The organism is Brasilonema sp. UFV-L1, assembly GCF_012912105.1.
Taxonomy (GTDB): Bacteria; Cyanobacteriota; Cyanobacteriia; order Cyanobacteriales; family Nostocaceae; genus Brasilonema.
This window is the reverse complement of record NZ_QMEA01000014.1, coordinates 66,255-80,550: the sequence shown is the minus strand read 5'-3', so window position 1 is coordinate 80,550 and position 14,296 is coordinate 66,255. Positions and strand designations below refer to the sequence as shown.

Here is a 14,296-nt window from a genome sequence, read left to right as displayed (position 1 = left end):
CTCCCCTCCCGCAGCACTGGTCTCACCGTCCACCGCACTGGCTCCTCCTGACTCCTGACTCCTTCACTATCTACTGTTTAGTGTGTACTGTTCATTGTTCATTGATGTTGACTAGGGTGCTTCAGAAATACACTTGTATAAAAAAAGTACAATTTTGCAAACAAAAAGGTAGCTTTTAGCGTCTTGACTACAGTAAAGTGATAACTCTGTTGTATCGGCGCTTTATAGTCTAAGTAAGTTATAGTGCCAATGTCTATAGTTCCTGGTTGTCGTATGCGCTTGTTTAACGCCCTCTCTTCTACAGGTCTTTACGTAGGAGTTTTTTTGGTAACTATTATCCAACCTGTTGTTGCTCAAACACCAACCCAAAAACAAACACCAGGACAAATTCCCGCGCCTGTACCTAGTCCTCCAGCAGGACAATTACCACAACAACAACAACCTCCTGCACCTCCCAGTAGTACTGACTTTGTAGCCCCAGGTTTGCGAGAAGGGATATCACCGCAATTGAACCGCTACCTTTTGGGACCAGGAGATAGTATCAACGTTTTGGTTCAGCGTCCCCCCGGTCGTTATCGTTTAGGAGCAGGAGACTCGATTGGAGTTTCAGTTTTACGCTTCCCAGATTTAAGCTTTCAAGCTGCTATTAACCCAGATGGTAACATCATAGTGCCATTGCTGGGAAGAGTGTCACTCAAAGGATTGACTTTAGAAAAAGCACAAGAAAAAATTCGCTCAGGTTATAATCGTTTCGTTGTTGATCCAAATGTGACATTGTCATTGCTGGCACAGCGTCCAGAATTCAATTTTTCAGCTCAACTTAACCCTGAAGGCAACATCATCGTGCCGCAAGTAGGTACAATATCATTACAAGGCTTGACTTTAGAGGAAGCGCAAGAAAAAATTCGTTTGGCTTTGAGTCGCGAATTAGTTGACCCAGTTGTGTCACTATCACTCATCGGACAACGGCCAGTTCAAATCACCATTGGTGGAGAAGTCAATCGACCTGGAATTTATCCTGTGAACTCGTTCACGCCTCGCGTCAGTGATGCGTTGTTTTTAGCTGGTGGTTCTGCGATGATGGCAGATCTGCGTCAAGTTCAAGTACGCCGAAAGCTGGTAGATGGTTCTGTTGTTTCACAAACTATCGACCTGTACACACCATTACAAAATGGAGGTGAAGTTCCTAACCTCCGTTTACAGGACGGCGATGCAATAATAGTACCACGTCGGGAACTCGCAAACGATGCGACTTATGACCGCGCATTGGTCGCTCGCTCAACCTTAGCAACACCGCAGATTAGAATTCGTGTTTTAAATTATGCTGGTGGGGGAATAGTCACTGTCCCTTTACCGAATGGTAGTACTTTTATAGACGTATTAGCAGGAATTAATACTGACAGTGCTAACCTCAATGAAATAGCTTTAGTTCGCTTTGACCCGGAAAGAGGTCGAGCCGTTAAGCAGACAATTAATGGAAAAAAGGTACTGTCAGGAGATGTATCTCAAAATGTACCACTTCAAGATAACGATATTATAGTAGTAGGACGAAGTCTAATTGCTAAAATTACTAACATCATCGGTACAATCACCCGTCCTTTCTTCGATGTTCGCACTTTTCTCCAATTCTTCGGTGTGTATGACAGATAGAGATAAATCATATCTGTAGGGTGTGTCTCAGAGAAAAGGGAGAAGAGTAAAAAACTGTTAATTGTGAATTTATGAAATAGTTTCTTATTTGAAACTCGTAAAATCCAAAATTTTAGAAAAAAACACTGTAGCCTAATTTATACCAAATTTTGATTTGCTGCTGCCATGACTCCACCAATTGTTAAACGCTACCTCATTGCTTTCGATAAATACAAGTGGATTGGACTAGCTAGTTTTGGTCTGGTTGTAGCGGGATCAATGGCGGTGGCTTTACAACCACAACAATCTAAATATGTCGCGAACGGCGCACTGACCTATAATCGTCCAACAGTTTCTTTTTCTGCAACAGGCACTGAAATTAATCTGCAAGGGCAGGAATTAAGCCGAGATATTTTGCTATCAGACCAAGTGATTGATGCAGCAGCAGCGAAGGTTAATATCCCGCCAATAAAAATACGTCCAAATATCCAGCTCAAGATGCCGGAAAAAGACTTAAAGGCATCAGATAGACAACTCACGCCAATGCTGATCGAAGTGCAATACAAGGATACTGATATCCAGCGATCACAAGACATATTACAGGCATTGATGGTATCGATGATACAGCTGAGTGCAGAAATTAATACACGGCGATTAAAAGCAGTTATTAGTAAAGTTAATGAACGCTTACCACAAGCGAAAAAGGAATTGCAAGTGGCTGAGCAAAAATTAGAAGTGTACGATCGCAAAGAACGACCAGCAATATTGGCTGCAGAAAATGGAAGTTTGCTCAACGCAGTCACTAATAGCCAAATACAGCAACGACAAGTTCAATTAATCGTTAGTGGAATTGATGCTCAAATTCGCAGCATACAAGAAAAGTTGGGTTTGAATGTCAATCAAGCTTATGTTTCTTCTGCTTTGAGTGCCGATCCAATTATTGCTAATTTGCGAGCGCAACTTTACCAAACTGAATCCCAAATAGAAGTTTTTAAAAAACAAGGGCTGCGCTTTGAACACCCTACAATGGTTCAGTTACAGCGTCAAAAAGAAGGCTATGAAAACTTACTTCGACAACGTGGTGCTGAAGTTGTAGGCGGTGAAGATGGAACAGCACCACTTCCGGCAGTAGTTGCTATTCGTTCCCGAAGTAACCTAGATCCAGCCCGACAGCAGCTAGCAAACCAGATGGTGAGTTTGCAAACTCAGCGCGAAACACTGCAACAGCAATTCCTTGATTTAACACAAGAAGAAGCACAATTGCGTAAAGAGTATTCTTTGATACCAAATAAGCAATTAGAGCGATCGCGTTTAGAACAAGAAGTTGCACTCAAAAAAGCCGTCTATGACCAAATGCAGGTCAAGCTTACAGACGCAAGAACAGCAGAAGCAGAGACAGTCAGCAGCCTCGGTATTGCTAGACCACCAGTCGTAATGGATGCTAATAAAGACCGTCTGAGTCCACCGATTACTGTGGGTATAGGCAGTTTACTAGGATTGTTGGTAGGTAGCGGAGTTATATTTTTATTGGGGTCATTGGAAGGAATCTTTAAGACCAAGGAAGACATCCGCGACAGCCTCAAACAACGAGAAGTTCCTCTGTTGGGCGAATTGCCTTTAATGCCAGTTGATGGGTTAGCTTTGGGTGAATTGCCTGTCGTCCTTTCTCCAGAGTCTTTCTATTTAGAGTCTTATGAGAAGTTCCGCAGTAATCTGCGCCGCATTGGCGGGAGAAAATTGAAAGTTGTATTGATGACTAGTACTAGCAGTGCAGAAGGTAAGACTGTAAGTGCTTATAACTTAGGAATAGCATCCGCCCGTGCAGGCAAACGAACTTTGATTGTTGAAGCAGATTTGCGATCGCCATCTCACTGTTCATCCTTAAGAGTGACTTCCGACACCGCCGCGACTCTTGAACCTTTACAGTATTACGCCAACTTGAGCGAATGTATTCGCTTAGTACCAGATATAGAAAATTTATACATTCTTCCTAGCCCTGGTCCTGTGCGTCAATCAGCAGCAATTCTCGAATCTAGCGAAATACGACGCCTCATGGAGGATGTCCGTGAACGCTTTGATTTTGTCATTATAGATACACCTCCTCTAAGTTTATCTAACGACGCTCTGTTAATCCAGCCTTACACCGATGGTATTGTGCTAGTGACAAGACCAAATTACACACAGGAAAATATGCTCGCTGAAACGATTGACCAATTGGTCGAATTTGACCTTGAGTTGTTGGGAGTTGTGATTAACGGTACTGATATCACCACTACCCTGGCTCACTCATATATAGATCCAAACTCTCCACCTGAACAATTACAAGCACAAGTGACAAATGGAGCTAGAAGATAACAGATCGTGCTGATGCAAAAGTAGCGGCTTGACCACTATAATTTTGCTGTTCATCCAAAACATTTCAAACTATACCATCTTCTAGGAAGAAGCGTTTGCCCAAGGAAGTTGTTTTGCACTGTCCATATATATCAGTACTTCTTACCAGCATCAAAACCTGTGCAATTTTAACGTTTTTTTATACAAAATTGTTTATTTCCCTTATTTAGTTGGGTAAAAATATTATCACAAGTATTAAACTATATCAAGTGTCACCTGTCTTGCGGAGGAATTCAAAATTCAAAGCTTAGAAATTCAAAGTTATTTGAAACTTTGAACAAACTTTTTATTTTGAAGTTTAAATCTTTGAACAGTGACAGCGATTAAACTTACTCCAAAACCAAGTCAAAGCTGAGTGAGAGAAAGTCATGATAGCATTAGATTTAGCAACGCATGATGATATTTACAGGTTTGCACTGTTCGAAGTACAATTCAAAGAACTTTGGTACAGCTTGACAAACAGTTTAGAAGAACTACTCAAAGAGCTAAGACAAAAGCGAGAAGCAGTTGATATAGATTTTAAAAAGCAAGTAGAAGCTATTTTCCAAGCTTGTCGAAGTCATACAGGAATTCCGTCAATTCAAGAGATAGAACAGCGCTTTTGTTTGGAAAAAAGCTACGCAGTAGTATACGAAAAATATTTAAATGAAATCCGTGCTCATTTATCGAAACATCTGTCGTCACTAGATAGCGGTTTAGAGCGATCGCTTGAGAAAGTAAAATTGCAAGTGGCTCAGATACTGATAGACAAGGGACAGTTAGGAAAACTGACACAAGCTCAAGGAATAGAAGTTTTCGAGGCGATCGCCACGCAAATACCCAATGAGCTGATACCAGGGATACCAAGTCAACTGAAATATGGGTTCCAAACGCTGGCTAAGTTTCAGCTTTCTTACCGAGGATTTCTACAATACCGGATTCGCAAATGTTTAGATGGACTGACTCCAAATGAACCTGAAACGCTCAAGCTTTCCCCATCGTCCTCTGCTGAACAAGTGCTGCTTAATCTTAAAATTGCTTATGCAGAAGCGATTACTAAATGTGAAAGAGCTTTGAAAGGGTTGCTGTGCGAGCCAAATCAAGTCATTTATGCAATTGTAGAAGAATTTCTAGATTCCATACTTCGCGCTAAAAATGTAGAGAGTGAATGGCGAATCTTTTTACAAGACGCGCGAGAACAAATTTGGCAGGAATTTCAAGACTTAGGCGATAGCTCGTATACTGCAGGTAAAGAAAACTTACATTTCGTCAATGTTAGAAGAAATTGAAAGCTTTACGACTAAGCATCTGGATGAATGTGCATCTTTATACGTTGAAGTGTTTAATGGTGAACCTTGGAACGAGCAATGGAGTTTTGAAAATGCCAGATTACGGTTATTTGAAACCCTGATGACACCTGGATTTGTCGGATTTGTACTACGACAGGATAAACTACTGGGGTTTGTTGCAGGTTATTGTGAACAAGTGCAAAAGGGTAAAGGTTTTTACCTCAAAGAAATTTGTGTTCGACCTGATAACCAGCGTCAGGGAGTAGGGACAAAGCTACTTGACCGATTGATGGACGTTCTGACTGCGATGGAGGTGACTATGGTGTATCTGTTGACCATGAAGGATGGGCAAGCAGAGGCGTTTTACACTCAGAACGGTTATCAAAGAAGCCAACGAATGATTTTAATGTCAAAACGGCTTTCTGAGGATATTTGACAAGTCAACAATGTCATGCTCTAAACGTATTCTATAGCAACTAACCAATTAAATTTCCTGATAATCTAAACTCCGTACTATGAGTAAGATAAGTAGTGTGCTTGTCTGTAACGATAGTAACTTTTTGGGGAATTAATAAGGGGAATTAATAATGAGTCAAGCAGCGCCAGCAAATGCAGATACTCCATCACTTGTCATCAAAGACTATAGAGAGTGGTATCGACAAGGTAAACGGCTGGAAAAGAAAGGACATTACGAAGAAGCGCTCACTTATTATGACAAAGTTATAGAGATTTGCCCTGATGAATACTGGCTGTGGTATGACCGAGGCTGTGTTCTGCGAGAATTGGGTGATTATGAGCAAGCGATCAAGAGCTTTGATCGCGCATTAGAATCTCGCCCCAATGATTACTGGGCGTGGTACAGTCGAGGCTACATTTTGTTAGAAGAACTCGAACAGTTTGAAGAGGCGATCGCGAATTTTGACAAAGCCCTCGCCATTCGTCGTGATGATTATTGGGCGTGGTTTCGTCGGGGAGATGCTTTTAGACATTTAGAGCGCTATGAAGATGCAATTTCCGATTATGATGAAGCTCTATCAATTCGCCGCGATGATTACTGGGCGTGGTTTCGTCGAGGAGATGCTTTCAGACATTTAAATCGTTATGAACAAGCGCTTAAAAGTTATGAGAGAGCTACTTCTCTTCGCTCGGATCATTTTTGGACTCATTATAAGATAGGCGATACGTTGAGATATTTACAGCGCTACGAAGAGGCGCTTGCAAGCTATCAAAAAGCAACTAAACTGAACCCAGACGATGAGTATGCTTGGTATAACAGCGCTTGCTGTGCAGCCCGAGTTGGAAACAAACCACTAGCCTTTGAATACCTCAAGACAGCACTGGAAATTAATCAGAATTTTCAAATCTTTGTCAAGACAGATCCTGATTTGGATCTCATCCAAGATAATGAACAACTTGATGACTTGCTGTGCAGGATAGCTGAGTGGAACGCTTGACATTTTCCCACCGCCAAGTGTAACGGCTATGGCGGGGGATTCCCAGAGTCGCGTCACATACTCCCATATTGAAATGATGTACTAAGCTGTTTTCCAATTTTACCGAGCGCGTTACTTAAGTCTGACTCGCTACGATGACATTAGGAATTTTTGACATCTCCCCCGGTTGGAAACACGGGGGATTCTAAACTGATGTTGCTCCGGGGTCTAGAAGACCCCGGAGCAACGTTTACGATATGATTTGGATAATCCCTTAAACAAATCAACTCGTCTTGGGAGTGTCAATGCTCCCCTACCCACCTCGGCTAGGGATAAACCAAGCTGTGTGGCTACTTTTCTCATGATATTGGCTGCACCGTTGCAATCTGCATTGATGATGTGACCATCACGACGACTTTTGTACAATCCGCGCTTTACCCTTTGACCTGACGGTTTCCATCCTGCGGGTTTTTCACCATGCTTGTAGAGGCTATCGCCATCCAGGTAAGACGCTTTGCTTGTATACGCTTCTTCAGTAATTGTAAGAATTATTCCGTATTCTGGACAAAGTTGTTTCAAACGTTCAATCAATCGTCCTGTGGGAATAACAACAAAATTCTGATTGTTGCGTTTGCCCATATTAGAGCCATTCTTTTGACCATCATTCCAACCGATGACAAGGTTCCCCACACGGTCATTAAGACATCGGTTGATGATAAATCTCGCTGCTTTGTTAACAGCATCCCTCATCTGATTGTTGCGTTTGCGTTGTACTCTATCAAGGTTTGCATCCGACGCATTGTCCCCTAGAAAATGAACCAGCCTTTGTTTCGTTGATCTGTCGGCGTAGTCGGGTACTCGTTGTAGTAAGGCTGGTTCATTTTCTTCGTGTAAGACCCCCGCCCAATAAAAATCAGACTTCCCTTGCTTGTACTTGGCAACTAGACGACAATAACCTTGATTCATCGCTTTCAGTTTGCGACCATCAATAATCAAACTTTTCCCATGAGTTGAAACACCTGTTAACCAGTTGGTTCCTCCGTGGTCAAAACTCCAAGCTTGAGTGTAATCAAGGTTGGGATTGCTGTTGATTGGCTCTTTGCCATCATCAATTACCCAATCAATCCACAACTCACCCAAATAAGGACGTACCGTTACTTCCTTAACCCAATCTGAATCGATGAATTCAGGTAGGTGCAGTTTGATTTCAGTTAGTAAGTGCGGCTTGGTCTGACGACTGATTGACGGATAAAAACAACCATCTTTGTAGTTGAGCGCTTGTCTTGGGAAAGTACAAGCCGCAAGTCCTCCACGTTTTCTATACTTTGGCAGTGACGGTCTGTCAACTTCACCTTTGTAGAAAACGTTGACTAACCCGTTGTAACTAGTGATTGACTCTCCCACTGTTTTAAGTGTTTGCTGGGCTGATTGTGCAGCCATTGCTTTGTAATGTGGACTATCCTTAAGAGCTTTGTCTAATTCAGGATAAGTCGTACTGCACTTATAAGTTTTCCAGCCCTTAAGTAATTCGTCACCACACCAATAAGTTGTAAACGCATCTCCTTGTTGTTCTAACTTGCTGTAATGAGTTTGTCTGGTATGGTAAATCGCCGAATTTATCAAACTGTTGGCGTGTTCACACTGGTTAATCCAAAACGCTTTTTCTTCGTCAGTAAATCTAGCTTTAACAGGTACTGTTTTGTACAACTTGCTATCACCTCCTGTTGCTGATTATCTTAGTTTCTACATATTGCGTCAACAATTTCCGGGAAATGGCAAAACTATCTAAACAAGACCACGAATACCGAAGAACCGAAAACTCCGTATCCTCAATTAATTATCATTTTGTATTTGTACCAAAGCGTCGAAGACCTGTGTTAACAGGAGATGTGGCTAGACGGTTACAAGAAATTATTTTTGAATTGGTGCAAGAACATAACTGGAGACTGATTGCTTTGGAGATTCAGCCAGACCATGTGCATCTGTTCGTTAACACACCCACCGATGAAGCACCGTCTCAAATTGCTAAATGGGTAAAACGGAGGGCATCACATCACCTTAGACGTGAATACCCAGAGTTGAAAAAACTACCTGCTTTGTGGACACCGACCTATTTTGTAGCGTCAACAGGTCAAGTCAGCACTGAGGTAGTTAAAAGGTATATTGAAAACCAGCGTGGGAAGTAGGAGAAACGCCGGACTAAAGTCCTGCGCGTCGGGTTTCATCCCCTGGTTAAAAACACAGGGGTTCTCACCCTCCCGCTATGTTTTGATAGTATATGAACTATGGCAAAGCAAGATCCTCCACTCGTTGGAGAACAACTAGTTAAGGAAGTTTGTCGGCGGATTCGAGTCGCCCGTACCTATTGGGATGCTCACAACAACGCTGCTTGTCGGGGTGAACGTGAGCGTGCGTTAGCCCTTTACAACACACTGACTAAGGAACAAAAACAGCAGATTCCGCAAGTGTTACGAGTGTGGTTGCGTTATCGTAGTGAGAAATACTTTGGTACAGACCGAACACCACCTAAGTCAGCACGACGAAAATCATCCAGAACTGCTACCAAGGTAGAGTGAAACTATGACAAAACAGGAGATGCTCAAGTTTCGGGTGAGTACAGAACTAATTGCTATCCAAAAAGAACTACTCTTATGAGTGTAAAAATCCAGACCGAAAAAGACTTTCTTATGGCAAGCACTAGTATCAAGACAAACCAAGAAACAGAAAACGAAAAAGTTCTATGTTCTCATTGTCAGCGTACCGCTACGAACGGTATTCAATGTAAAGGGATGTGTGTGGCTGACAATGACTATTAAGGTATGGATTTTAAACAGTTGTCTCAAAGTCCGACTTTTTTAGATGAAACGAAGCCATATTCTGCCACGGTCATATTTTTATGAGCATCGCACTTTTCAGTAGACATCTCCATAAATTAACGTGAGTTCCACGAAGCTAAAAAGCCGCAGCAGGCAAAGCAGGTAAACCTTTAGGGTTAGTCCATCTCTTGTCCATCTGCGGTTCCAAATATTCTTAAAAGCAAATTTTTGCAAGCAATCTAATACAGTAGGAGCACACGTGATCACCTCGAAGAATCACTAGCAACTTGGGTTATTGATGTAGCGCCGAAAATATATTAACACCCAGCTTGTTAGTAATGTAGTCTATTGCTTTCTGGCCACGGAAGCTATTGCCAGCTTTATCCAGTGGAGGTGAGTAAGTCGCGATCGCAAACTTACCTGGAACAACTGCTATGATTCCACCAGCGACACCACTTTTAGCTGGTAATCCAACCTGGTAAGCCCAAGTCCCTGAATCTTCATAAAGTCCGTTGGTTAACATAACAGCCAGCACTTTAGGGACGTACTTTTGATCAAGGACTCGCTTTGAAGTGATTGGATTAACTCCGCCATTTGCCAGTGTCGCACTCATAAGCGCCAGATCGCGTGCTGTTACTTCTACAGAACATTGGCGAGTATACAGATCGAGCGACTCCAAGGGATCGCTGCCAAGCTTCTTATAGCTATTCAGCAGTAGGACAATTCCTCGATTACGCAAGTTGGTTTCGGATTCAGAACGATAGACTTCCTGTTGCACCGAAAGCGGACGACCAGCAAAATCGCTCATTGTTCCGATTATCTTATTCCATCGCTCTTTAGGAGTCTTACCTGGGACGAAACTGACAGTAGTAATTGCACCCGCGTTGACAAATGGATTGATACTACGCTTCTCATTTAGTTCAATTGCCATAAACGAGTTGAAAGGCAAGCCTGTTGCATTAACTCCTATTTTCTCTTCAGCCGCATTGCTACCCAGAGTCTGCAGTACATGGGCAAAGGTAAAGACCTTGCTCACCGATTGTATACTAAACGGGTACTTTGAATCGCCAATCTCGTAAACCTTTCCATCAACGGTTGCGATCACAATTCCAAATAAGTTTGGATTTGCCTTTGCCAGAAATGGAATATAGTCGGCATTCTTTCCCTCTTTCGCTCCTTTGAAGGTTTCGTAGGCTTCCTTAAGGACTTGTTGGAATGTCTCTGGAGTCGGTATATCTTTTTTAGATAAATCACTTTTTGGCGTATCAGTACGAAGCTGTGTCAAAAAATTGCGAATCTTCAAGTCACTGACTTCCTGCTTAGCTTTAGTGTAGCTCCAAGCTGGACTTATCAGAACTAACGGGATCAATCCGAGCAAAATTAATCGAAGTTGCACGAATGGGATTGCTTTCATGTTTATCTTTATATCTTTTTTAGTTTGGAAACTATATCGCAATTGCTTTGATAAATATTCATTACCTCATTGACTAGCTATAAGTCAATCATTAACGACCAAGTTATCAATTCAACTAGAATTTCACCGACTCAGTCACTGGTTATGCTCGGCAGTATAGCTAGAAATATTGATATTTTATTGATTTTACTTGGTTTTTTTAGGCAAAATTAGATGAGATTTCGGAAAAAAACGACATGTTTGAGATTTTTACAAAGTCCCATTAAAAAAAATAAAAATAAAAACTGATGTAACTTTGACTTATTACTGCATGTATAAAACGTAAATTTAAGGATTTGTCAAGCTGCATTCATTTATTTTTTTCTTCTCCATAAGCAACAATTAATGCGATTTCAACAAAGTTTATTGAGGCAGTTTTATTAAGAATATCAATGCCTATTTGATGGCTTTCGACAGCATTAATTTAGAATTCTTCGTTTCTTAGCTTCACAATAGATTGGCTTGATACAGCTAGGTAAATGCCCATCAACACAGTGATAAATGCTAACCAGTTTGAGAGACTTAGTTGTTCAGAGAAGATAGCCCAGGCTTCGATTGAGCTCAGGACTGGATCAAGTAGAAAGGCGGTAGCAACAAAGCCTGAAGACAATCGACTGAGGCTATGGACAATCAGTCCCTGACCTAAAACTTGGCAGATAAGAGCTAAACCAATGACAGATAGCCACCCGCTTCATTTTCCATAGACAAAAATGGACAACCCTCCACAATGTCTACTCGTAAAACTCAAGATCTGGGTGTATTTTTGCGGCTACGACGCCCAGAACTTGGGTAAAACTAGTTGACGGGAAGCCGCAAAAATACAAGGGTTGTCCATTTTTGTCGAGGGTTTGCCCAACCCTTCCAGGATGAGGGGAAAAATTGATCGTGGGTGAATAGGAGGACAGGGAAAGTAATGAGGGCTGCGACACCAGAACCCCACAATAAAATCGTTGTAGCCGTCAATTTGGTTCGTAGTTGTTCGGCGACTAGCACGCACATAGCAACAAGAACAGCAGAAAGCACGGCAGCTACATCTCCTATGTTTTTGCCACTAGCAATTTGCAAGTCCTCTAGTCCAATAGCAGTCACTCCTGCTATGGCAATAACCATCCCAACACCGAATTTACGGTCATAATGCCGACCGAATAACAACCATGCCCCTAGACTAGTAAACACCGGGGTGAGATTATGCAGGACAGTAGAGATGGCAACACTGGTTTCTGTCAGCGACCATGCCCATAAGAGTTGGGAGAACGCAAAAAAAGCCCCAAATCCCAGTAATAGTCCCACATCTTAAGGTGTGTAAGACTTTGGTTGTCTGAATTTGTACTGAGATAGTTGGTCACGAATTGTCATGAGTCCCTGCCACAAACTCAAGACAACGCTAGCAATCCAGAGGCGATTAAATATAGTGCTATTTGGGCTCAGTTCGTATTCGCTTAACTTGATGAAATTGGCAGCGAAAGAAATGGCAATTAGACCAATAGATAATGAGGCGATCGCTCCTAATGCTAATGTACTCTTTAACTGTTGCAGTAAACGGTTGTTACTTAAGCTATCAGCATTTATTTTGACATTTACTCTTGCAGATGCATTTTCCTGATGACTCATTTATAAAATTTAATTGTTACTTAACAATTCGTTTTAATTTTACTAGCATTTGAGTCACTTTTTTTGAATTAACCCTCTTTTATCACTTTCGGAAGAATTGGTTTTATCGTGCCGACTTACTTATTATTACCTATTACTACTTTTGAGCCAAAATCTGCTTAACTGCTGTCAGCGCCGAATAACTCACGCCAGCAGTTCCTTCGCCTGGGTGGGTAGAGTCACCAACGAGCCATAAATTGTTGATAGGTGTACGATTGGCAAAACCAAAGGGACCAAAAGTTGATATCCTTTGACCAATACCACCAACAATACCCTGATCTCGTGCTGTGTACCGTGCAAAAGTGCGAGGAGTCGCTGCTTCTATATGAACAATAGTTTCTGGCTTCAGATAAAAGAACTTTGCCAGACGGGAGATAGCATCTTGTGTATACTGCTGCTTTAACCCCTCATAATCCTCAGTCAACCACCACTGTTTCGTATCCACAAACGAAGAAGCAATAATTGTTGCTTTTCCTTCTGGGGCGCGCCCATCTCCTGGATGACTTACAGAAACAAACAGGGAATTATTCTCGCCAATTGGACCTTTAGGATCATATATAAATTGGAGATGAGGCGGACATCCAAAAGGAATTGCGCTTTCGTCTACGCCCAGATACACAACGAAAGCACCTGAAGCGGGTGGTAGTTTTTCGACTCGCCGCTTATAACCATTCGGAGCCTTCTTGCCTAATAACTGTACTAAATTCTGCGCAGTGACATTAGCAACAACGTGGTCAGCTGGTTCTGTCCAGACTTCACCAGTTTTCTGGTTACGAACAACCACAGCACTGACTTTGCCGTTTTTGACTTTGACATGTTCAACTGTGTGGCGCATGAGTAACTTACCACCTTTTTTTTCTAGGGCTTCTAAGAGGCGATCGCTCAGAACTTGCATACTACCTTGGAGATGATACAATCCCTGCGGTAACTGCGATACGCTCAACGCTGTTGCTGCATAAAGTAAAGCCGTCTCTTCGGCATCTACCTGAGAGTAGAGCTTGAGTTGTAAATCCAAAAATGTTTTTAAGCGATCGTTGTTTCCTAGCTTGTAGGCACGCAATGCATCTCCAACCGTAAACAAAGTGTAGGGTACAGTGATGAATGTACTAGGACGCACCGCTTGAGTCAGCTGGAGTAAATCCCACACGTTACGTGGCGGTAGCACTGGATCGCGTCCTTGAAATTCCCAACTCGCTTTAAACAAAGCCGCCATCAACTCCCAAAAAGGTTCGCTACCGGGAAACTGTTGTTGTCGTTCCTCTTTCCATTTTTCTGGATCTCGCCAAACGTTGATTGGTGTGTCCTCACCTGGTAGATACACTGCACAAGCTGGATCACAAGGCGTTGCTTTCGGCAAATCAATTTCTAATTCTGTGAAAATACGATGGTGGATTCCCCCTGGTTCCAACCCTGCGACTTGAGTAGCTCCCACATCAAAGGTAAATCCTTTACGTTGAAATGTAGAAGCACAGCCTCCTGGTACGAGGGCTTGATCCAAAATCAAGACACTGTAACCTCTATGCGCTAATAATGCACCAGCAGTCAGTCCGCCAATTCCGGCACCGATAACTATAACGCGAGATTTACTCTTGCCAACACGATTATCTGGCATTGCTCTTTATGATATATTTCTTAATATTTCTAATTATTATT

General features: G+C 42.2%; 12 protein-coding genes and 1 pseudogene. 7 read left to right on the top strand and 6 right to left on the bottom strand.

Annotated features, from left to right (window positions below; all coding sequences use genetic code 11):
* Positions 1 to 249 precede the first annotated feature (249 nt).
* From DP117_RS07040 to DP117_RS07020, 5 genes are all read left to right on the top strand, one after another.
* Positions 250 to 1,650, top strand: a complete 1,401-nt coding sequence (locus tag DP117_RS07040; RefSeq protein WP_248277564.1) for a polysaccharide biosynthesis/export family protein — start codon at positions 250 to 252, stop codon at positions 1,648 to 1,650.
* 165 nt (positions 1,651 to 1,815) lie between these two features.
* A complete protein-coding gene (locus DP117_RS07035) occupies positions 1,816 to 3,984 on the top strand; it encodes a tyrosine-protein kinase domain-containing protein (protein WP_169217601.1) in 2,169 nt (722 codons plus the stop codon).
* Between the two features lie 407 nt (positions 3,985 to 4,391).
* Positions 4,392 to 5,291: a hypothetical protein gene (locus tag DP117_RS07030; protein ID WP_169217600.1), complete on the top strand. Its 900-nt coding sequence runs from the start codon at positions 4,392 to 4,394 to the stop codon at positions 5,289 to 5,291.
* Complete coding sequence (locus tag DP117_RS07025; protein WP_169217599.1) at positions 5,275 to 5,727, top strand: GNAT family N-acetyltransferase; 453 nt, start codon at positions 5,275 to 5,277, stop codon at positions 5,725 to 5,727. Before DP117_RS07030 ends, DP117_RS07025 begins: the two co-directional genes overlap by 17 nt.
* 151 nt (positions 5,728 to 5,878) lie before the next feature.
* Positions 5,879 to 6,745: a tetratricopeptide repeat protein gene (locus DP117_RS07020; RefSeq protein ID WP_169217598.1), complete on the top strand. Its 867-nt coding sequence runs from the start codon at positions 5,879 to 5,881 to the stop codon at positions 6,743 to 6,745.
* A gap of 207 nt (positions 6,746 to 6,952) precedes the next feature.
* Here the strand turns inward: DP117_RS07020 and DP117_RS35325 are convergent, their stop codons facing one another.
* On the bottom strand, positions 6,953 to 8,431 hold the full coding sequence (locus DP117_RS35325) for an RNA-guided endonuclease TnpB family protein (RefSeq protein WP_211175959.1): 1,479 nt from the start codon (positions 8,429 to 8,431) through the stop codon (positions 6,953 to 6,955).
* 65 nt (positions 8,432 to 8,496) lie between these two features.
* Here DP117_RS35325 and tnpA point away from each other — a divergent pair, with 65 nt between their 5' ends.
* Entirely contained in the window at positions 8,497 to 8,910 is a 414-nt protein-coding gene (gene tnpA / locus DP117_RS07005; protein ID WP_169217597.1) for an IS200/IS605 family transposase, read from the top strand.
* 99 nt (positions 8,911 to 9,009) lie between these two features.
* Complete coding sequence (locus DP117_RS07000; protein ID WP_169217596.1) at positions 9,010 to 9,300, top strand: Precorrin-3B methylase; 291 nt, start codon at positions 9,010 to 9,012, stop codon at positions 9,298 to 9,300.
* Between the two features lie 532 nt (positions 9,301 to 9,832).
* Here the strand turns inward: DP117_RS07000 and glsA are convergent.
* The 5 genes and pseudogenes from glsA to crtD form a co-directional block, all read right to left on the bottom strand.
* Positions 9,833 to 10,954, bottom strand: a complete 1,122-nt coding sequence (glsA, locus tag DP117_RS06995) for a glutaminase A (protein WP_169217595.1) — start codon at positions 10,952 to 10,954, stop codon at positions 9,833 to 9,835.
* Positions 10,955 to 11,417: 463 nt separating this feature from the next.
* Positions 11,418 to 11,669 (bottom strand): annotated as a pseudogene (locus tag DP117_RS06990) (EamA family transporter); the annotation flags it as partial.
* 119 nt (positions 11,670 to 11,788) lie between these two features.
* On the bottom strand, positions 11,789 to 12,283 hold the full coding sequence (locus DP117_RS06985; RefSeq protein WP_169217594.1) for a DMT family transporter: 495 nt from the start codon (positions 12,281 to 12,283) through the stop codon (positions 11,789 to 11,791).
* 3 nt (positions 12,284 to 12,286) lie between these two features.
* Positions 12,287 to 12,604: a hypothetical protein gene (locus tag DP117_RS06980; RefSeq protein WP_169217593.1), complete on the bottom strand. Its 318-nt coding sequence runs from the start codon at positions 12,602 to 12,604 to the stop codon at positions 12,287 to 12,289.
* A 136-nt stretch (positions 12,605 to 12,740) separates the two neighbouring features.
* Positions 12,741 to 14,255 carry a C-3',4' desaturase CrtD gene (gene crtD, locus DP117_RS06975; protein WP_169217592.1) on the bottom strand — a complete coding sequence of 505 codons (1,515 nt, stop codon included), beginning with the start codon at positions 14,253 to 14,255 and terminating at the stop codon, positions 12,741 to 12,743.
* Between the last annotated feature and the right edge of the window lie 41 nt (positions 14,256 to 14,296).

Bases quoted from the DNA above. Each gene is read 5' to 3' on its own strand.
- DP117_RS06980 (WP_169217593.1), bottom strand. From the start codon at position 12,604: ATGAGTCATCAGGAAAATGCATCTGCAAGAGTAAATGTCAAAATAAAT.
- DP117_RS07025 (WP_169217599.1), top strand. From the start codon at position 5,275: ATGTTAGAAGAAATTGAAAGCTTTACGACTAAGCATCTGGATGAATGT.
- DP117_RS07030 (WP_169217600.1), top strand. From the start codon at position 4,392: ATGATAGCATTAGATTTAGCAACGCATGATGATATTTACAGGTTTGCA.
- DP117_RS07020 (WP_169217598.1), top strand. From the start codon at position 5,879: ATGAGTCAAGCAGCGCCAGCAAATGCAGATACTCCATCACTTGTCATC.
- crtD (WP_169217592.1), bottom strand. From the start codon at position 14,255: ATGCCAGATAATCGTGTTGGCAAGAGTAAATCTCGCGTTATAGTTATC.
- tnpA (WP_169217597.1), top strand. From the start codon at position 8,497: ATGGCAAAACTATCTAAACAAGACCACGAATACCGAAGAACCGAAAAC.
- DP117_RS07035 (WP_169217601.1), top strand. From the start codon at position 1,816: ATGACTCCACCAATTGTTAAACGCTACCTCATTGCTTTCGATAAATAC.
- DP117_RS07040 (WP_248277564.1), top strand. From the start codon at position 250: ATGTCTATAGTTCCTGGTTGTCGTATGCGCTTGTTTAACGCCCTCTCT.
- glsA (WP_169217595.1), bottom strand. From the start codon at position 10,954: ATGAAAGCAATCCCATTCGTGCAACTTCGATTAATTTTGCTCGGATTG.
- DP117_RS07000 (WP_169217596.1), top strand. From the start codon at position 9,010: ATGGCAAAGCAAGATCCTCCACTCGTTGGAGAACAACTAGTTAAGGAA.